A 17,265-nucleotide genomic window follows, 5' to 3' on the forward strand; every position below is an offset into this window, starting at 1 on the left:
CCAAGCCAACCATTGAGAACGAGTCGCAAGACGGGGTCGAAATAGTCAAATTTGTGGATTTACGACCTGTTTACCGTGTCAGGCGCACGCCAGCACGGGGTATGGAGCCGAGAAAATGCCGGATTGGTTGAACGCCATCATTCTGGGTCTGGTCGAAGGGCTGACGGAGTTCATTCCCGTCTCCTCCACCGGCCACCTGCTGCTGACCAAGGAACTGATGGGCCTGAAGGATCCGTCCTGGGACACCTTCATCGTGCTGATCCAGCTGGGCGCGATCCTGGCGGTCGTGGCGCTGTATTTTCACCGCCTCTGGAACGTGCTGATCGGCTTGCCGACCCGACCCGAAGCGCGCCGCTTCGCGCTCAGCGTGCTCATCGCGGTAATCCCGGCCTTCATCGCGGGGCTTTTGCTGCACGACATCATCAAGTCGTTCCTGTTCGAAAGCCCGCTGATCATCTGCTGGTCGCTGCTGGTCGGGGGGATCATCCTGCTGGTCGTCGACAAGACGGCCCCGCCGGCCGTCGATCACGACGCCATGGCCCTGCCGTTGCACAAGGTGCTGATCGTCGGCCTGTTCCAATGCCTGTCGCTGGTGCCCGGCGTCTCGCGCTCGGGCTCGACCATCGTCGGCTCGATGCTGTTCGGCATCGAGCGCCGCGCCGCCGCCGAGTTCAGCTTCTTCATGGCCATCCCGATCATGGTCGGGGCCTTCGCCCTGGACGTCTACAAGAACCGCCACGCCTTCGACGCGGGCCATATCAGCCTGGTGGCGATTGGCTTCGTCGTCTCGTTCCTGTCTGGTCTGGTGGTCGTCAAGTACATGCTGGACTTCGTCAGCAAGCGCGGCTTCGGTCCGTTCGCCTGGTGGCGGATCGCGGTCGGCGTCGCCGGCCTGGCCCTGATGTACACCCACCATTGGCCGGTTTAGAGCAGCGGATACTCCCTTTCCAGCCGGTAGACGGAGCCCGCGCTCGTCTGCCAGCTGGAATAGAGACCGAACCGGTCGACATGGAAGGTGGGCGACCGCAGCAGGTTATGGGTCTGGATCCAGGCTCCCACCTCGGGGACGGCCGGCTTCTTCAGATAGGCCAAGGTCACGTGGGGCGTGTAGACTCGAGTTTCTGGCTTGAGACCCGCCGCGCGCGCCGCGCTCTCGTGGGCCTTCTGAAGCCGGCGCAGCGGCGCGCTGTCCTCCACCCCCGCCCAGACGGCGTGGATGTCGGCGCCCTCGCCGAAATGCCCAACCCTCGCCAATTCCAGATCGAAGGCCGGGGCCGAAATCTCCGCCAACGCCTCGTCCAAGTCGTCGGCCGCGGGCTCCTGAACATCGCCGACGAACCGCAGGGTGATGTGGAACGCCTCCAACGGCCGCCAGCGCGCGCCCTCGATCCCGTGCTGACGCGGCAGCAGGCCCTGGCCGATCTCCGGCGGAATGGCGATGGCGGTGAAAAGGCGGATCATGCCGACTTGAACGCCTATGGGCAGGGATTGGGGTGGCGGGCGTGGATCGCGTTGACGGCCGTCTCCAGCTCGTCGGTCCAGTTGAGGTCGAAGGCGTCGATGTCGGTCTTCAACTGAGCCATCGAGGTGGCGCCGATGATCGTGGCCGTCACGAACGGGCGCGCGTCGCAGAACTTCAGGGCCAGCTGGGCCGGGTCGAGGCCGTTCGCCTTGGCCAGATCGACATAGGCGCGGAAGGCTTCCAGCGCGCCGGGCCCCTCGTAGCGCTGCATCCGGTTGTAGAGCGCCTTGCGCGAGCCCTCGGGGGCGGCGCCGTCCAGGTACTTTCCGGTCAGCTGCCCCTGGGCCAGCGGCGAATAGGCCAGCAGACCCACCTGCTCGCGCATGGCGATTTCAGCCAGCCCGTATTCGAAGGTGCGGTTGGCCAGGTGATAGGCGTTCTGGATCGAGGCGATGCGCGGCAGACCCCGGGTTTCGCTCTCGGACAGGAAGCGCATCACGCCCCACGGGAACTCGTTCGAAACGCCGACATGGCGGATCGAGCCCTTCTTCACGTGGGCGTCCAGCGCCTCCAGGATATCGCCGAACCGTTCGTAATCCTGCTCGTAGTCCTTGAAGACTTGGCCGCCGAACACCCGCACCGGCCGGTCGGGCCAGTGCAGTTGATAGAGGTCCAGATAGTCGGTCTTCAGTCGCTTCAGCGAACCCTCGACGGCCTCGTCGATCTGGGCGCGGGTCTGGCGGGTCGTCGCCCCATCCTTGCGCATCCAGGTCAGGCCGCCGAAAGCCGAGCCGCGTCCAGCGACCTTGGAGGCCAACACGATCTCATGCCGCTTGCCGGTCTTTTCCAGCCACGTGCCGATATAGGACTCCGTCCGTCCCTGGGTCTCCGGATTGGGCGGGCTGGAATACATTTCCGCCGTGTCCCAGAACGTCACCCCGCGCGACAGCGCGTAGTCCATCTGCTCGTGGGCCTCGGCCTCGCTGTTCTGCGATCCCCAGGTCATGGTCCCCAGGCAGCAACGCGACACGGACACGTCCGTGCGACCCAGCTTGGCGTATTCCATCGACGTCCCCTCGTGCTCTTTGGCAAGCTTTGTAAGGGCGGCGGATAGCTCCCCGCAAGCCGGGGCGAACAGGCGTTCGTTTTGACGAATGCATACCATGAACACTTTTTCGCCAGGGATTGCGCGCACGCTCGCGACAACCGATATTCAGGACGCGTCCATGGTGGACGCCTAGCTCAAGGGCTTATTCGATGAACGACTTCAACCGCGGCTATGCGCGCTCGATCCCGGCGGATCGCGCCGACATGTCGGTTGACGCCGGCCTGCGCAAATTCATGCTCGGCGTCTACAACAAGGTGGCGCTGGGTCTCGTCCTGTCCGGGGCCTTGGCCTACGTGACCTCGTCGGTCCCGGCCGTGCGCGACCTGATGTTTATCACTCAGGGCGGCGTTCTGGTCGGCCTGACCCCGCTGTACATGGTCGTGGCCTTCGCGCCGATCGTGCTGCTGCTGATCGCCGGTTTCGCCCTGCGGAACCCGACGCCTCAGACGGCGGGCGCGCTCTATTGGACGATCGTCACCCTGATCGGCGCCTCGCTGGGCACGGTCTTCCTGCGCTACACGGGCGAGTCGGTCGCTTCGACCTTCTTCGTGACGGCGGCGGCGTTCGGCGGCCTCAGCCTGGTGGGCTACACGACCAAGAAGGACCTGACCGGCTTCGGCAGCTTCCTGATCATGGGCGTGTGGGGCCTGCTGATCGCCTCGATCGTCAACATGTTCCTGCACAGCGGGACGCTGATGTTCATGGTCAACATCCTGGGCGTGCTGATCTTCGCGGGTCTGATCGCCTACGACACCCAGCGCCTGAAGATGACCTACTACGCCATCGGCGGCGACACCGTCGCCCAGGGCGTGGCCACCAACTTCGGCGCGCTGCAGCTGTACATCAACTTCATCAACCTCTTCCAATTCCTGCTCAGCATCATGGGCAATCGCCGCTAGAGCCCTTTCCGATCTGATTGATCCCATCAGATCGGATAAAAATGGCGTTAAATCAAAAGTTTAGAGCCAGTCGAGGTTCGCGACGACGGAGCCCCGGTGGGAAACCACCGGGGCTTTTTCTTCGCCGACGTCTCGACGCGGCGGATGCGCGAGCCCAGATTGGAGCCCTGGGGACTGACGAGGACATGATGCTGATCGAGACCCTGGCCCTGCTCGCCGCCGCCGCGCCCGCCGTCGAGGCGCCGCCAACCCTTCCGATGCTATCCTTGCGCCCTGAGCTATCGAAGCCGATCTCACCGGTTCCGCTGCGCTACGCCCAAGCCCCAGCGCCCTTGCCGCGCGGCGTGGCTCGCACGGCCATCGAGCGGAGCGCCGGCGGCGTCTCGGGCGGCGTTGGCGTTCTGTGCGGCATTCAGCCCAGCGCCGACGACAGCGGCCTGGGCAAGGCGCGGGGCTATAACACCGAGGGCCGTTTCGTCGGGGCCAAGCTGGGGTTCTCGTTCTAGAGCGCGTCAAATTCAGCTTGAGCGTCTAGTCGACGACCGAGAACTTGCCCTTCTCGAACACCCGCAGCACCTGAGTCAGCTCGTGGCCGCGCTTTAGGATCTGGCCGCCCTGGCCGATCACCGCCCAGGCGCCCTGCTTTCGCGCCAAGGCCGGACGCTTCTCGACACGATAGAGCGGCGCCTCCGCCGCGTGCCGGAAGATGGAAAACACCGCGCTATCCGAAAGTCCGGCGATGCCGTAGTCGCGCCATTCCCCGGCCGCGACCATTCGGCCGTAGAGCCGCATCAGCTGGTCCAGCTCGCGACGCTCGAAAAAGACGACGCCCCCGACCGGAGGCGTGGGCTGGGTGTCCAGGGCCATGCGTCGAATCTAGTCCCAAATCGGACGATTGGAACAGCGCGCACCGAGATTGGGGCCAGGATGCGTCGATCCGTGTCCCCGCGGTCACGGGGATCAGAAATGACACGCGCCGGCAATGGTCGCCCCGAAACGACCTTATTTCGGTCCTTCGCCCGCCTGTTTAGGGGTCGATAAAACCAATGTCGGCTGATCGGACACCCTGTGGTCCAGGATCCTGAACAGCCCCCCCAGCCCCCCAGATCGCGGGCCGGTCAGCCGACAAACTCCATATCCCCTCCCCTAAGAGGCCCGCGCGGATTTCCCCCCACCGCGCGGGCTTTTTCGTTGGCGCGAAGAATGGGAAGCAACGGCCAAGCCGCCGTATCTTGGCCATGACCCGCCCCGAAACGACCTCGGTTTGGTCGATCCCTCGCCCGGTTGCGGGTCGATAACAACAGTGTCGACGAAGACGGACCGGGCTCCTGTCCAGCCCCCCCAGCCCGCCCGGTCACGGACGTCATCGCCGACATGCGAAAGGAACCCGCACGGCCTCCCCCCTCCCGCCGTGCGGGTTTTTGCATGTCTGGAGCATCGCGCGGCTCGCTCTGACGAGGCGCTGGCCCGGAAAGCCTAATGTTCGACGGGCGGCGCCAGGACGCCCAGGATCCGGCCGCCCTTAGCGCCCTGCAACAGGATGACGGTCGAGAGGTCGGCGTCCGAAGCCGCCGGCAGCCGATAGAGCTTGGGCTTGCCCGCCCAGGGCCCCAGCCTGACCAGTTCACGCACCACGTTGCGGTGGACCAGGGTCTGACCCTTATTGTCGCCGCGCTTGACGGCGATGTCCTGCTCGCGCGGATCGTATCGCACCAGCCAGACCTCGGCCCCGCCGCGCGGAACCGCGCCCGCGCCCACCGCGACGCGGTTGACGCCCAGCCGCTGCATGTCCGGCGCCTTGAGCGGCGTCTTGGCGGTGGACTTGATCAGATCCTCGACGGCCTCGGCCTTGGTCCCCGAAGCCTGGACGCGGCCGCCTACCACCATCTGAGGCGTCGGCACGTCGCGCAGGGCGAACTTCTTGGCGTAGGCGCGTTGGCGTTCGGCGAAGATCGGCTTGGCGAAGGTGTCCTTCCAGCCGAGATAGTCCCAGTAGTCCACCGAATAGGTCAGGGCCAGCACGCCGTCGCGCTGGGCCAAATCCGCCGCCAACTGATTGGCCTTGCCGCAGGACGAGCAGCCCTGGGCCGTGAACAGCTCGACCACCACCGGCGCCCTGGCGTGGGCCGGAACGACCTTCGCGGCCGCGCCCTTGGACGCCATTCCCTTCGCGGGTTGGGCCCAGGCGGCGGGAACCGTGACGCCGGACAGGGCCAGGCAAAGCAGGGAGAGGACGGCCTTACGCATTGCGGGTCACTTAAGCCAAGAACGCTCCAGATAGCCGTTCACGAGGCCGTGAAGGGCGATGGTCCGTAGGAGAAAACGGCGCGACATCGTTGTCAGCCGCTTTCGGAATGAAAACGGCCGGCTCCGCGAGGAAGCCGGCCGCCTTTGTTTGGCGTCTGACGCCCGCGCTTAGTCGGCCTTGGCCAGGTTGCGCAGCACGTAGTTCAGGACGCCGCCGTTCTTGAAGTATTCCAGCTCGGTCGGCGTATCGATGCGGCAACGCACCGGGAAGCGGGCGATGCGGCCGTCCGTCGGGCGATAGAGCTCGACGATCAGCTGCTTGCGCGGCGCCAGGTCGGTGAGGCCGCGGATCGAGACGATCTCCTCGCCGGTCAGCTCCAGCTTCTGCCAGCCGTCCTGCACGAACTGCAGCGGCAGCACGCCCATGCCGACCAGGTTCGAACGGTGGATGCGCTCGAAGCTTTCGCAGATCACCGCGCGGACGCCCAGGAGCTTGGTGCCCTTGGCGGCCCAGTCACGCGAGCTGCCGGTGCCGTATTCCTTGCCGCCGAAGACGACCGCCGGACGGCCTTCTTCCTGGTACTTCATCGCCGCGTCGTAGATCGGCATCACTTCGCCGGTCGGGAAGTGCTTGGTCACGCCGCCTTCGATGTCCGGCGTGATCTTGTTGCGGATCCGGATGTTGGCGAACGTGCCGCGCATCATCACCTGGTGGTTGCCGCGACGAGCGCCGTAGCCGTTGAAGTCCACCGGCTGGACGCCGTGGTCGATCAGGAACTTGCCGGCCGGGCTGGAGGTCTTGATCGAGCCGGCCGGGCTGATGTGGTCGGTGGTGATCGAGTCGCCGAACACGGCCAGGATCCGAGCCTCCACGATGTCGGTCACCGGGGCCGGCGTCATCGACATGTTCGGGAAGTAGGGCGGGTTCTGAACGTAGGTGGAATCGGCTTCCCAGGCGTAGGTCTGGCCGCCGGTCACCTTGATGCCCTGCCAGTTCTTGTCGCCCTTGAAGACGTCGCCGTAGCGGCTGGCGAACATCTTCTCGTTGATTGCCTTGCGCTGCAGGGCGGCGATGTCCTCGTTCGAGGGCCAGATGTCCTTCAGGTAGACGTCGTTGCCCTTCTTGTCCTGGCCGATCGGCTGGGTGGCCAGGTCGATCTTCAGGCTGCCGGCCAGGGCGTAGGCCACCACCAGCGGCGGCGAGGCCAGGTAGTTGGCGCGGACGTCCGGGTTCACGCGGCCTTCGAAGTTGCGGTTGCCCGACAGCACCGAGCAGGCGACCAGATCGTTGTCGTTGATCGTCTTGCTGATGGCTTCCGGCAGCGGGCCGGAGTTGCCGATGCAGGTGGTGCAGCCGTAGCCGACCAGATTGAAGCCCAGGGCGTCGAGGTGCTTGGTCAGACCGGCCTTGGCCAGGTAGTCGGTGACCACCTGCGAGCCGGGGGCCAGCGAGGTCTTCACCCACGGCTTGGTCTTCAGGCCCTTGGCGACCGCGTTCTTGGCCAGCAGGCCGGCGGCGATCAAGACCGACGGGTTCGAGGTGTTGGTGCACGAGGTGATGGCCGCGATGACCACGTCGCCGTGACCGACGTCGAAGTTTTCACCCTCGACGGGGGCGCGCAGCTCGGGGTGCTCGGCCTTGCCGAATTCACCCGTCAGCGATTCGGCGAACTTGGCGGCGGCTTCGGCCAGCAGAACGCGGTCCTGAGGACGCTTGGGACCGGCCAGCGACGGCTGAACGGTCGACAGGTCGAGCTCCAGGGTGTCCGTGAAGGTCGGCTCGGCGACGCCGGGCTCCCACCACAGGCCCTGTTCCTTGGCGTAGGCCTCGACCAGCGCGACGCGCTCGGCCGTGCGGCCGGTGCCCTTCAGGAAGGCCACGGTGGCGGCCGAGATCGGGAAGAAGCCGCAGGTCGCGCCGTATTCCGGCGCCATGTTGGCGATGGTCGCCTGGTCTTCCAGGGTCAGGTTGGCCAGGGCGTCGCCGTAGAATTCGACGAACTTGCCGACCACGCCCTTCTTGCGCAGCATCTGGGTGACGGTCAGCACCAGGTCGGTGGCCGTCGCGCCTTCCGGCAGGGCGCCGGTCAGCTTGAAGCCGATGACTTCCGGGATCAGCATCGGGATCGGCTGGCCCAGCATCGCGGCCTCGGCCTCGATGCCGCCCACGCCCCAGCCCAGGACCGACAGGCCATTGACCATGGTGGTGTGGCTGTCGGTGCCGACGACGGTGTCGGGATAGGCGACTTCGGCGCCGTCGACCTCGTTGGTCCAGACCGTCTGAGCGAGATACTCCAGGTTCACCTGGTGGCAGATGCCGGTGCCGGGCGGCACGACGCGGAAGTTGTTGAACGCCGACGAACCCCAGCGCAGGAAGCGATAGCGCTCGATGTTGCGCTCGTACTCGCGCTTGACGTTATCGTCATAGGCCTTGGGATTACCGAAGTTGTCGACCATCACCGAGTGGTCGATGACGAGGTCGACCGGGTTCAGCGGGTTGATCTTGGCCGGGTTGGCGCCCAGGGCGACCATGGCGTCGCGCATGGCGGCCAGGTCGACGACGGCGGGAACGCCGGTGAAGTCCTGCATCAGCACCCGCGCCGGGCGGAAGCTGATTTCGTGCTCGACGCTGCCCTTGTTCTGCAGCCAGGCCGCCACGGCCTTGAGGTCGTCCTCGTTAACCGAGACGCCGTCCTCGTTGCGCAGCAGGTTCTCCAGAAGCACCTTCATCGAGACCGGCAACGACGAAGTTCCGGCCAGACCGGCTTCCTCGGCGGCGCGAAGGCTGTAATAGACGTAAGACTTGCCGCCGACCGAAAGCTCGCGGCGGGCTTTGAGGCTGTCCACAGACGCCATTATGGGGATTCCTTCTCTGTCCACGGTCGCCCGAAAACCACTCCCGGGATCACGCGCTGATCGAAGGGGACACACAGGTTCCGCCTCCGCGCCGCGTACCACCCAAAACGACTGGAGGGGGACGACCGCGCGCTTCTTAGCGCCGCTGGAAAGCAACGTCCATGTCGCGCGCGGGGTCTTGGCGTGTTGAGAGCTGTTCTCATTCAGGAACTCGCCATTTCGCGCGGCGAGCGGCGGCTGTTCTCGGGCCTGAATCTGACCTTGCGGGCGGGCGAGGCGGCGGTCCTGGTCGGACGCAACGGCGCCGGCAAGACCAGCCTGCTGCGCGCGGTCGCCGGCCTGCTGCGCCCGGCCGAGGGGTCGATCGCCTTCGAGACCGCTGAGGGGCCGATCGAGGCCGACACGGCGCGCGCCGAGCAGTTGCACATGCTGGGCCACCAGGACGGTCTGAAGTCCAGCCGCACGGCCTGGGAGGAACTGCGCTTCCAGACCCTGTGGACGGGTGGGACCGAAGAGTCCGCCCGCGCGGCCGCCCAGCGCTTCGATCTGCCGCGCCTGCTGGACCTGGAGGTCCGCCGGCTGTCGGCCGGGCAGCGGCGGCGCCTCGCCCTGGCGCGACTGGCCGCCAGCCCCCGATCGCTGTGGTTGCTGGACGAGCCCATGGCCCCGCTGGACGCGGCTCAGCGCGAGGCGTTCGGCGCGGTGATGGCCGAGCATCTGGCCGCTGGCGGGATGATCCTGGCCTCGGTGCACGATCCCTTGCCGATCCCCGCAAGGTCCGTGGAGATCGGCCAATGAAGGCGTTCGGCGTTCTTCTCCGGCGCGAGCTGGCCCTGGCCTGGGGACGGGGCGGCGGCCCGCTGCTGGCCCTGACTTTCTATGCCTGCGTCGTCGTGCTGCTGCCGATGGCGTCCGGCCGCGCGCCCGAGCGCCTGGCCGCCATCGCGCCGGGCATCGCCTGGCTCGCCCTGGCCCTGGCCGCTCTTCTGTCGCTTGAGCGCCTGTTCGAGCGCGATTACGAGGACGGAACCTTGGACCTGCTGGCCCTGGGTCCGGCGCCGCTCGAGGCCGTCGCCGTGGCCAAGTGCCTGGCGCAATGGCTGGCGAGCGGCGCGCCCTTGGCCCTGGCGGCGCCCGTCGCGGCCCTGATGCTGGGCGCCGAGCCGAAGGTCATGCCGCTGCTGGTGCTATGCGCCCTGGCCGGCGGTCTCGCCTTCGCCTTCCTGGGCGGGCTGGGCGCGGCTCTGGCCCTGGGCAGCAAGCGCGGCGGCCTGCTGGTGGCGGTGATCGTCCTGCCGTTGTTCGCCCCGCCGGTGATCTTCGGCGCCGGAGCGCTGGACGGCTACGGCGCCGGTCTGCCGTGGACCGGCGGCCTGCTGCTGCTGCTGGCCTATTGCGTCGGCGCGGTGGCGCTGTCGCCGCTGGCCATGGCGGCGGCCTGCCGCAACGCGTTGGATTAGGGTCCGGCGAGCTCTACGGCGTCGGGGCGACGGTCGCCTGGAGCTCGCCCGGCGCGGCGTGCTTTTCGCCCAGCACGACCGCCAGGCTGCCGCCGATGATCAGACAGCCGCCGGCCAGCAAGAACGGCGTCAGACGATCGCCGAACAGCAGCACGCCGCAGGCCGCGCCGATCAACGGCTCGATGTTGATGAACACTCCGGCGCTGGCCGCGCCGACCCGCGCCGCGCCGAACTGCCAGGCGGCCGTGGCCAGCAAGGTGGCCAGAACGCCCTGGGCCAGGATTCCGGCCCAGACCGGCGCGCTGAGGCTCAACTTCGGCGGGCCGTGCATCAGGAAGGCGATCGGCAGGACGGCGGCGGCGGCCACGATGATCGACACCGCCGGAATGGCCATGGCGTTCGGCGCCTTGGGCGCCTTCCGCAGAACCAACAGCCAAGCCAGGAACAGGAAGAGGGCGCCGATCGACAGGGCCACGCCCAGCGGGCTGCTGGCGCCGTCCGGCTTGCCGGCGATCAGGGCGGCGCCCAAGGTGGCCGCGGCAACCCCGGCCCAGGAAGCCGGCGTGACCTTCTCGCCCAACACCTTGGCGCTGACGGCGATCAAGGCCGGCATCGCCCCGACCAGCAGGGCAGCGACCGTGACGCTGACATGGGCCAGCCCCTCGAACTGGACCATGAAGGCGACGCCATAGAGCCCGCCGGACAGCAGCACGACCGGAGACTTGAACAGCGCGCGGACCTCTGGCGCGCGCAGGGCGAACGGCGCGGCGGCGAGCGCGGCGACGATGAACCGCAACAGCACCATGTGGGCCGCGTCGGTCTCGGTCAGGATCAGCTTGCCGGTGGGAAAGCCCAGGCCCCAGCAGACGCCCGCCACGGCGAGAGCGAGAAAAGCGATCGATTTCATGGGGGCCCCGCGCCGTTGAATCATTCGGCCGGGTCACCCCGCGGCGGACCGCGCGGCGTTTGGACCTTGGTCTGTCCCGGAACTGAAAGCTGACATAACGCCCGGCGCAGACGACGCAACCCCGCGCCTGTCTCGCCGCCGGAGCGAACCTGTAACATTGTTCATGAGCGCGGACATTTTCGCGCCATATCGGCGTGGCCAAGCTCTTCCCCGCACCAACACGGAGCTCACGACCATGCGTAAAACGCTTTCCCGTCTGGCGCTCGCGGGCGCCGCCGTCACTGTCCTGGCCGGCGGCGTCGCCCTGGCCCAGGTTCCCGCCCCTCCGGCGCCCCCCGTCCCGCCGCCGCCCCCCCTGCCCCCGATGGAGGCCATGATGGCCGGGGGCCCCGGCATGGGCCTCATGCACCATCACGCCCCCGATCCCGAAAAGCGCGCTCAGCGCCTGCGCGATGTTCTGCAGCTGCGCGCCGACCAGGACGGCGCGCTCAAGGCCTATGTCGACGCGACCACGCCGAAGTTCGAGCACATCCGCAGGGAGGACGGCCCCGATGCCGGCGGCAAGATCGAGCCAGCCGATCGCAAGCCGCCGACCACGCTGGATCGCCTGGACCGCATGAGCAAGATGGCCGAGGCCATGGAGAAGCGCATCGCCGCCACGCGCGCCTTCTACAACGCCCTCTCGCCAAGCCAGCAAAAGGCTTTCGACGCGCTCGATCTGGAAGGCGGGATGGGCGACCACGTCATCATCCGTCGCTTCGAGACCCGCGGCGCGCCCGTGTTCCACGGCGGCGACAAGGCCCCTCCGCAACGCAAGGTCGGCTGACCTCGACCGAGCGGGATGGAGCGGCGCGCCTGCACGCGCCGCTCCTTCTTCGCCTCCGTAGCCATACGGCCATTGCCGCCGCCGTTTCGCCGCTCTAAGCAGCGGTCATGGACGCGCGTCACACGTTCGATTTCCTGATCAATCCCGAGCGGTTCATGGCCTTCTCGCGATGGGCCGCGCCGCTGCTCGGCGCCTTGGCCAGCATCGCCGGCGTCGTGGGCCTGGCCCTGACCTTCCTCGTGCCCGAGGATTACCAGCAGGGCGACACCGTGCGGATGATGTTCATCCACATTCCGGCCGCCTCCATCTCGCTGTTCATCTATCTTTGCCTGGGCGTGGCCAGCTTCCTCGCCCTGGTCTTCCGCCAGGCCCTGGCCGATCTCGCCGCCCAGGCCTGCGCCCCCATCGGCGCGGTCTATACCGCCCTGGCCCTCATCACCGGCTCGCTGTGGGGCAAGCCGATGTGGGGAACCTGGTGGGTGTGGGACGCGCGCCTGACCTCGGTGTTGGTGCTGCTGCTGTTCTATCTCGGCTACATGGCCCTGCGCGGCGCGCTCGAGGACGAGCAGAAGGCCGGCCGCGCCGCCGCCATCCTGGCCCTGGTCGGCCTGATCAACCTGCCGATCGTCAAGTTCTCGGTCGAATGGTGGAACACCCTGCACCAGGGCTCCTCGACCTTCATGGCCAAGCAGGGCAATGGCCTGCCGGCGGTCTATGCCTGGCCAGCGCTCTTGATGGGCCTGGCCTATCTGGGTGCGTTCGGCGCGCTGTGGCTGGTGCGCATCCGGGCTCTCGTCTGGCGGCGCAAGGCTCGGGGTCTGGCCCTGAAACTGGCGGAGCGTCCGCGATGAGCTTCGATTTCGATGCCGGCAAGTACGCGATCTATCTCTGGCCGGCCTTCGCCATCTCGGCTGTCGGCTTCGCCTGGCTGATCCTCGACAGCCTGGCCTTCTCCCGACGTTGGCGCAAGGAAGCCGAGCGCCGCCAGGCCGAACTGGACGCGCAAGTCCCATGAAGCGCTGGCTGGCCTTCGCTCCGCTGCTGATCCTGATCGCCCTCGCGATCCTGTTCGCCGGCTATGCGCTGCGGCGCGATCCGCATGTCCAGCCTCACGCCCTGGTCGGCAAGCCCATGCCGGCCCTGTCGCTGCCCGAGTTGGCGACCGGGACGGCGACCCCGATCCGCGCGCCCTCGGACGGGCCGATCCTGGTCAATTTCTTCGCCTCCTGGTGCGCCCCGTGCGAGGTCGAGCATCCTCAGCTGATGGCGCTGAAGGCCCAGGGCGTGAAGATCGTAGGCATCGCCTACAAGGACGCCCCGGCCAACACCCAGGCCTTCATCGGCCGCCTGGGCGACCCCTTCGCGGCGCGCCTCGTCGATCGCGACGGCCGCGCGGGGCTGGAGTTCGGCGTCACCGGCGTTCCCGAGACCTATCTGGTCGGCTCGGACGGCGTGATCATCGCCAAGCACACAGGCCCGCTGACGCCCGACGCGGCCGAGGACCTGCTGAGGAAGGCGCGCTGACGCCACCTTGAGCCAGTCCGCTTCAAACGGAATCATTCGAAGCGAACAAATGCACTTTAAATTCAAGTATTTAGAGCGCATTCGAGCGGCTTAGCCGCTCACACCTAAACCTAACGCGCTCTAGCGAACGCAGGTATGGGGCGACACAGCTTCGCGCTTCATGCCGGGGATCATGGCCAAGGCCTCGTCCTTCGAAGCGGCGTGCGGGGACCCTCGCCCCACCACAACCTGATAGTCGCATGGGCCATACTGATGCGACACGCCGTTGAGCGTCCGGCTCTCGACCACCATCCGATCCGCCGAGGACCACACCGACGTCACGTCCGTCAGCAGCGTGTGGCGGTCCGGCGACCGCAGCCAAGTCTCGCCCTTGTCCGCCACCAGCATCTGGTAGCCGTTGCGCAGACTCCGCTTGGCCGGGAACATCGAGGCCACGATCGAGGCGATGAACAGGCCGACGACAACCAGCACGGCCAGGAAGACGATCTTTTGCCTGCTCACGGGAACTCCAAACAAAGGGTGCGCTCACCGGTCGCGGAGCTATCGCGTTAACGCGGCGTTGACCATACTCGCCGACCCTTCGTTAACCATGTTAGACGTCGAGTCATGAGCACCGTCCGTCCCGCCGGTTGGCCGTCCGTCCCGTCCAAGCCCGCGACCGCGCCCGCCAGCGGCGCCGGCGCTCAGACGCGCGCGGCCTTCTTCCAGGCGGCGCTGGGCGACGCGACCTCGGCCCGGCCGGCCGCCGCGCCCTCGACGGTGCAGATGCAGACCATGGCCCAGCCCCAGCAGCGACAGGCGCCGCCGAAGCCCTTCGTCCAGCCGGACGCGCAGCCGCAGAAGATCCTGCGGCCGGGATCCTTGCTGAATATCCTGGTTTAAGCCCTTACCGCCCCCCGCGAGCGGAAGACGACTAGAGCGTGACGCCGAAAGTGGGAACCGGTTTCGGCGCGTGTCACGCTCTAAGTATTTGATTTAGAGACTCGTTATCGTGTCGAAACGATTCCGTTTTGACACGCGAGGCTCTAGGCGGCCTTCTTGGCGGCCTTGTCCTTCTTGGGCTTCTTGTCCTTCTTCGGCTTCTCGGCCTTCGGCGCCTTCAGCTTCTTGGGCTTGGGCTCCGGCTCGACCGGGTGCAGGTCGGCGCCGGCCATGTCGGACAGAAGGTCGAGGAAGCCCTCGCGCTTGCCCGGCTTCAGCAGGGCCAGGATGCGGGCGTCGGCCATCGCCACCATCGGACGGATGGCTTCGAGCGCTTCACGACCGGCCTCGGTCAGGCGAACGCTGTTGGCGCGGGCGTCCTCGCTGGAGCGCTGACGCTCCAGATGGCCCTTGGTGATCATCCGGGCGACCATGTCGGCCAGGGTCGAGCGGTCGATGCCGGTGGCGCGAACCAGGGCCGTCTGTGTGACCCCTTCGTTCTCGGCCACCGCGGCCAGCACGGCGAACTGGCGCTGGGTGACCCCCGCCTCGCCGCACTCTTCAGCGTAGATGTCGAGCGCGAGCTGCAGGACCCGGTGCAGCAGGTGGCTGGGCGAGCGCTCCAGCGCGCCCCCGGTCGCCTTTTCACCCTTGGTCTTGGCCATGCCTCGCGCCCCCTGTTCGCACGGCCGTGCTCGGCCGACGGACGAATCCTAGCACCGATACACGTCGATTTGACGACAGACGGTCCGTGGACGGCCTAGAAACCCGCATCCGGCGGCTCGACCGCGGCCGTCTCGTCGGCCTTGGCCATGTGCTTCATGATGAAGGGCACCTGGGTGGCGACGAACACCAGGGCCAGCGGCAGCAGGCCCAGGCGGAACTTCACCCAGGTGTCGGTGTCCTGCGTATTCCGGACGATCTCGTTCAACGCCGCGACCACCGCGAAATAGATCCCGTAGCGGAGGGTCAGGGTCTTCCAGGCCGCCTCGTCCATGCGCAAGGCCTCGCCCATCACCAGCTTCAGCGGCTGGCGACCGGTCAGCACGCCGCCGAACAGGAAGGCGGCCAGGGCCAGGTTGATCACCGTCACCTTGATTTTCACGAACACGTCGGAGTGGAAGATCAGGCCCAGGGTCCCGAACACCAGGGCCATCGCCCCGAAGAACAGCGGCATCAGCGCCAGGCGGCGCTCGACCGCGAAGCCGATGATCAGGGCGGCGGCGGAGGCGGCCACCAGCACCCAGGTCGCCTTCTGGAAATCCTTGGTGATGAAATAGGCCGCGCCGAAGGCCAGGGCCGCGCCATAGTCGACGACCGTCCGGACCCAGCCGTTGTTGTTCTTGGGAGCCGTCTTAGCCGCTTCGCTCACGGATCAGTCCTTCAGGCCGACGAGGGAGCGCGAGAAGGCGCGCGCGTCGAACGGTTGCAGGTCTTCCACGCCCTCGCCGACGCCGATCAGCTTGATCGGGCTGTCGGAGGCGCGCGCCACGGGCACCAGCACCCCGCCGCGCGCGGTGCCGTCCAGCTTGGTCATGACAATCCCGGAGACGCCGACCTGGTTGCCGAAGATCTTCTCCTGGGCCAGGGCGTTGCGGCCCACCGTGGCGTCAAGGACCAGCAGGGTTTCGTGCGGATAGTCCGGATCGACCTTCTTCACCACACGGATGACCTTGAGCAGTTCGTCCATCAGGCCCTGCTTGTTCTGCAGGCGGCCGGCGGTGTCGATCAACACGACGTCGTAATGCTCGGCCTTGGCGCGCTCGACGGCCTCATAGGCCAGGGCGGCGGCGTCCGAGCCGGTCGGCTTGGCCATGAAGTCGGCGCCGGCTCGGTCGGCCCAGACCTTCAGCTGCTCGACGGCGGCCGCGCGGAAGGTGTCGCCAGCGGCGATCAGCACCCGCGCGCCCTTCTCGGTCAGGTCGGCGGCGATCTTGCCCAGGGTGGTGGTCTTGCCCGAGCCGTTGACGCCGATGAACAGCACGACATAGGGGCGCGGACCGCCCAGCGGGTCGAAACTGCCCTGGCGGTCGGCCAGCTCGGCGGCGATCAGCTCGGCCAGGGCCTCCTTGACCTCGGCGTCGGTGGACGACTTGCCGAACCGCGCCTTGCCGAACGCCTCGGCGATGCGGCCAGCGATGTCAGGGCCCAGATCGGCCTCGATCAGCATCTCCTCGAGGGCGTCCAACTGTTCCTGGTCGAGAGGCTTCTTGGTGAAGACCCCCGTGACCTGGTCGGTCATCTGCTGGGACGACCGGGCCAGGCCCGACGTCAGGCGCTGGAACCAGCCTTTTTTCTGCTCGGGCTTGTCGCTCATCCGCGCCCCTTTAGTCGAACGGGCGAAAGTGTAAATCGGGATTTAACGGCGGATGGTTAGCGCGTGGCGGACCGGCGTGTCATGAAGGGGCATGGACGTGCAGCTTGACCCTTTGGGAACGGCCCTTTTCTGGCTCGACTACGCCGCCGTGGCCGTTTTCGGGGCAACGGGCGCCCTCGCGGCCGCGCGACGCAAGCACGACATCATCACCTTCGGATTCTTCGCCGCGATCACCGGGGTGGGCGGCGGGACGCTTCGCGACCTGCTGATCGGCGCGCCGGTCTTCTGGGTGCAGCGCCCCGGCTACATCCTGGCCTGCCTGGCGGCGGCGGCCCTGGTCTGGTTGCTGGGCAAGCGCGGGTGGCGTTTCCGGGCGTTGCTTTGGCTGGACGCCCTGGGGATGGCCGCCTACGCCGTGGTCGGCACCGCCAAGGCCCTGGGGCTGGGCGTCCACCCGTTCAGCGCCGTGGTCATGGGCGTCCTGACCACCGCCTTCGGCGGCGTGATCCGGGACGTCCTGGCCGAGGAGCCGAACCTGCTGCTGCGCCGGGAAATCTACATCACCGCCGCGCTGCTGGGCGCTTCGGTGTTCGCGGTGCTGAAGCTTCTGGGCGTCGCCTTCTGGCCCGCCGGCCTCGCCGGCTTCGTCGCCGCGTTCGGCCTGCGCGCCGCCGCGCTCAAATTCGGCTGGAGCCTGCCGGGCTTCGCGGGCGAGGACGAGGCCGAGGTCGAATAGCG

21 protein-coding genes are annotated in these 17,265 nt (G+C 67.3%); 11 read left to right on the plus strand and 10 right to left on the minus strand.

What is annotated here, in order from left to right; translation table 11 throughout:
- The first annotated feature begins 115 nt into the window (after window positions 1-115).
- Window positions 116-928, plus strand: coding sequence for an undecaprenyl-diphosphate phosphatase (locus tag OR37_RS06600; protein ID WP_004617292.1), 813 nt, complete (start codon window positions 116-118; stop codon window positions 926-928).
- Here OR37_RS06600 and thpR read toward each other — a convergent pair.
- A complete protein-coding gene (gene thpR, locus OR37_RS06605; RefSeq protein WP_004617294.1) occupies window positions 925-1,461 on the minus strand; it encodes an RNA 2',3'-cyclic phosphodiesterase in 537 nt (178 codons plus the stop codon). The genes OR37_RS06600 and thpR overlap by 4 nt on opposite strands.
- A 14-nt stretch (window positions 1,462-1,475) precedes the next feature.
- The gene (locus tag OR37_RS06610) at window positions 1,476-2,528 is read right to left on the minus strand and encodes an aldo/keto reductase (RefSeq protein ID WP_004617296.1); all 1,053 of its coding nucleotides are present in this window, start codon (window positions 2,526-2,528) and stop codon (window positions 1,476-1,478) included.
- Between the two features lie 191 nt (window positions 2,529-2,719).
- Between OR37_RS06610 and OR37_RS06615 the strand changes: the two genes are divergently transcribed.
- Window positions 2,720-3,469, plus strand: a complete 750-nt coding sequence (locus tag OR37_RS06615) for a Bax inhibitor-1/YccA family protein (protein ID WP_004617298.1) — start codon at window positions 2,720-2,722, stop codon at window positions 3,467-3,469.
- 185 nt (window positions 3,470-3,654) lie between these two features.
- Window positions 3,655-3,975: a hypothetical protein gene (locus OR37_RS21285; RefSeq protein WP_085953259.1), complete on the plus strand. Its 321-nt coding sequence runs from the start codon at window positions 3,655-3,657 to the stop codon at window positions 3,973-3,975.
- Window positions 3,976-4,000: 25 nt separating this feature from the next.
- On the opposite strand, the gene OR37_RS06625 is transcribed toward OR37_RS21285, so the two are convergent.
- The 3 genes from OR37_RS06625 to acnA form a co-directional block, all read right to left on the minus strand.
- A complete protein-coding gene (locus OR37_RS06625; protein WP_004617302.1) occupies window positions 4,001-4,336 on the minus strand; it encodes a DUF2794 domain-containing protein in 336 nt (111 codons plus the stop codon).
- Between the two features lie 609 nt (window positions 4,337-4,945).
- Complete coding sequence (locus OR37_RS06630) at window positions 4,946-5,632, minus strand: DUF1223 domain-containing protein (RefSeq protein ID WP_054508522.1); 687 nt, start codon at window positions 5,630-5,632, stop codon at window positions 4,946-4,948.
- Between the two features lie 252 nt (window positions 5,633-5,884).
- Complete coding sequence (gene acnA, locus OR37_RS06635; RefSeq protein WP_004617306.1) at window positions 5,885-8,572, minus strand: aconitate hydratase AcnA; 2,688 nt, start codon at window positions 8,570-8,572, stop codon at window positions 5,885-5,887.
- A gap of 183 nt (window positions 8,573-8,755) precedes the next feature.
- Between acnA and ccmA the strand changes: the two genes are divergently transcribed.
- Both ccmA and ccmB read left to right on the plus strand, forming a co-directional pair.
- Complete coding sequence (gene ccmA, locus OR37_RS06640) at window positions 8,756-9,370, plus strand: heme ABC exporter ATP-binding protein CcmA (RefSeq protein ID WP_004617308.1); 615 nt, start codon at window positions 8,756-8,758, stop codon at window positions 9,368-9,370.
- Window positions 9,367-10,032 carry a heme exporter protein CcmB gene (gene ccmB, locus OR37_RS06645; RefSeq protein WP_004617310.1) on the plus strand — a complete coding sequence of 222 codons (666 nt, stop codon included), beginning with the start codon at window positions 9,367-9,369 and terminating at the stop codon, window positions 10,030-10,032. Before ccmA ends, ccmB begins: the two co-directional genes overlap by 4 nt.
- A 13-nt stretch (window positions 10,033-10,045) precedes the next feature.
- Here ccmB and OR37_RS06650 read toward each other — a convergent pair whose 3' ends face one another.
- Complete coding sequence (locus OR37_RS06650) at window positions 10,046-10,939, minus strand: DMT family transporter (protein WP_004617312.1); 894 nt, start codon at window positions 10,937-10,939, stop codon at window positions 10,046-10,048.
- Between the two features lie 235 nt (window positions 10,940-11,174).
- On the opposite strand from OR37_RS06650, the gene OR37_RS20685 reads away from it, so the two are divergent.
- From OR37_RS20685 to OR37_RS06670, 4 genes are all read left to right on the plus strand, one after another.
- Window positions 11,175-11,765: a Spy/CpxP family protein refolding chaperone gene (locus OR37_RS20685; protein ID WP_004617313.1), complete on the plus strand. Its 591-nt coding sequence runs from the start codon at window positions 11,175-11,177 to the stop codon at window positions 11,763-11,765.
- Window positions 11,766-11,872: 107 nt separating this feature from the next.
- On the plus strand, window positions 11,873-12,616 hold the full coding sequence (ccmC, locus tag OR37_RS06660) for a heme ABC transporter permease CcmC (protein ID WP_004617315.1): 744 nt from the start codon (window positions 11,873-11,875) through the stop codon (window positions 12,614-12,616).
- On the plus strand, window positions 12,613-12,780 hold the full coding sequence (ccmD, locus tag OR37_RS06665; protein WP_004617317.1) for a heme exporter protein CcmD: 168 nt from the start codon (window positions 12,613-12,615) through the stop codon (window positions 12,778-12,780). Before ccmC ends, ccmD begins: the two co-directional genes overlap by 4 nt.
- The gene (locus tag OR37_RS06670; RefSeq protein WP_004617320.1) at window positions 12,777-13,289 is read left to right on the plus strand and encodes a DsbE family thiol:disulfide interchange protein; all 513 of its coding nucleotides are present in this window, start codon (window positions 12,777-12,779) and stop codon (window positions 13,287-13,289) included. The genes ccmD and OR37_RS06670 overlap by 4 nt, the downstream gene beginning before the upstream one ends.
- Before the next feature lie 120 nt (window positions 13,290-13,409).
- Here OR37_RS06670 and OR37_RS06675 read toward each other — a convergent pair whose 3' ends face one another.
- The gene (locus tag OR37_RS06675; RefSeq protein ID WP_004617321.1) at window positions 13,410-13,790 is read right to left on the minus strand and encodes a hypothetical protein; all 381 of its coding nucleotides are present in this window, start codon (window positions 13,788-13,790) and stop codon (window positions 13,410-13,412) included.
- A 105-nt stretch (window positions 13,791-13,895) separates the two neighbouring features.
- Here OR37_RS06675 and OR37_RS06680 point away from each other — a divergent pair, with 105 nt between their 5' ends.
- Window positions 13,896-14,171, plus strand: a complete 276-nt coding sequence (locus tag OR37_RS06680) for a hypothetical protein (RefSeq protein WP_004617324.1) — start codon at window positions 13,896-13,898, stop codon at window positions 14,169-14,171.
- Window positions 14,172-14,314: 143 nt separating this feature from the next.
- On the opposite strand, the gene OR37_RS06685 is transcribed toward OR37_RS06680, so the two are convergent.
- The 3 genes from OR37_RS06685 to ftsY form a co-directional block, all read right to left on the minus strand.
- On the minus strand, window positions 14,315-14,875 hold the full coding sequence (locus OR37_RS06685; RefSeq protein WP_004617325.1) for a MarR family winged helix-turn-helix transcriptional regulator: 561 nt from the start codon (window positions 14,873-14,875) through the stop codon (window positions 14,315-14,317).
- A gap of 95 nt (window positions 14,876-14,970) precedes the next feature.
- Entirely contained in the window at window positions 14,971-15,582 is a 612-nt protein-coding gene (locus tag OR37_RS06690; protein WP_004617326.1) for an inner membrane-spanning protein YciB, read from the minus strand.
- A 3-nt stretch (window positions 15,583-15,585) separates the two neighbouring features.
- A complete protein-coding gene (gene ftsY / locus OR37_RS06695) occupies window positions 15,586-16,527 on the minus strand; it encodes a signal recognition particle-docking protein FtsY (RefSeq protein ID WP_004617327.1) in 942 nt (313 codons plus the stop codon).
- 91 nt (window positions 16,528-16,618) lie between these two features.
- On the opposite strand from ftsY, the gene OR37_RS06700 reads away from it, so the two are divergent.
- The gene (locus OR37_RS06700; protein WP_004617328.1) at window positions 16,619-17,263 is read left to right on the plus strand and encodes a trimeric intracellular cation channel family protein; all 645 of its coding nucleotides are present in this window, start codon (window positions 16,619-16,621) and stop codon (window positions 17,261-17,263) included.
- The last annotated feature ends 2 nt before the right edge of the window (window positions 17,264-17,265 follow it).

Origin of the sequence: Caulobacter vibrioides OR37, from assembly GCF_000372645.1 — a bacterium.
GTDB lineage: Bacteria > Pseudomonadota > Alphaproteobacteria > Caulobacterales > Caulobacteraceae > Caulobacter > Caulobacter vibrioides_E.

Coding starts and splice junctions, on each gene's coding strand:
- OR37_RS06600 (WP_004617292.1), top strand. CDS start 116: ATGCCGGATTGGTTGAACGCCATCATTCTGGGTCTGGTCGAAGGGCTG.
- thpR (WP_004617294.1), bottom strand. CDS start 1,461: ATGATCCGCCTTTTCACCGCCATCGCCATTCCGCCGGAGATCGGCCAG.
- OR37_RS06610 (WP_004617296.1), bottom strand. CDS start 2,528: ATGGAATACGCCAAGCTGGGTCGCACGGACGTGTCCGTGTCGCGTTGC.
- OR37_RS06615 (WP_004617298.1), top strand. CDS start 2,720: ATGAACGACTTCAACCGCGGCTATGCGCGCTCGATCCCGGCGGATCGC.
- OR37_RS21285 (WP_085953259.1), top strand. CDS start 3,655: ATGATGCTGATCGAGACCCTGGCCCTGCTCGCCGCCGCCGCGCCCGCC.
- OR37_RS06625 (WP_004617302.1), bottom strand. CDS start 4,336: ATGGCCCTGGACACCCAGCCCACGCCTCCGGTCGGGGGCGTCGTCTTT.
- OR37_RS06630 (WP_054508522.1), bottom strand. CDS start 5,632: ATGGCGTCCAAGGGCGCGGCCGCGAAGGTCGTTCCGGCCCACGCCAGG.
- acnA (WP_004617306.1), bottom strand. CDS start 8,572: ATGGCGTCTGTGGACAGCCTCAAAGCCCGCCGCGAGCTTTCGGTCGGC.
- ccmB (WP_004617310.1), top strand. CDS start 9,367: ATGAAGGCGTTCGGCGTTCTTCTCCGGCGCGAGCTGGCCCTGGCCTGG.
- OR37_RS06650 (WP_004617312.1), bottom strand. CDS start 10,939: ATGAAATCGATCGCTTTTCTCGCTCTCGCCGTGGCGGGCGTCTGCTGG.
- OR37_RS20685 (WP_004617313.1), top strand. CDS start 11,175: ATGCGTAAAACGCTTTCCCGTCTGGCGCTCGCGGGCGCCGCCGTCACT.
- ccmC (WP_004617315.1), top strand. CDS start 11,873: ATGGACGCGCGTCACACGTTCGATTTCCTGATCAATCCCGAGCGGTTC.
- ccmD (WP_004617317.1), top strand. CDS start 12,613: ATGAGCTTCGATTTCGATGCCGGCAAGTACGCGATCTATCTCTGGCCG.
- OR37_RS06670 (WP_004617320.1), top strand. CDS start 12,777: ATGAAGCGCTGGCTGGCCTTCGCTCCGCTGCTGATCCTGATCGCCCTC.
- OR37_RS06680 (WP_004617324.1), top strand. CDS start 13,896: ATGAGCACCGTCCGTCCCGCCGGTTGGCCGTCCGTCCCGTCCAAGCCC.
- OR37_RS06685 (WP_004617325.1), bottom strand. CDS start 14,875: ATGGCCAAGACCAAGGGTGAAAAGGCGACCGGGGGCGCGCTGGAGCGC.
- ftsY (WP_004617327.1), bottom strand. CDS start 16,527: ATGAGCGACAAGCCCGAGCAGAAAAAAGGCTGGTTCCAGCGCCTGACG.
- OR37_RS06700 (WP_004617328.1), top strand. CDS start 16,619: ATGGACGTGCAGCTTGACCCTTTGGGAACGGCCCTTTTCTGGCTCGAC.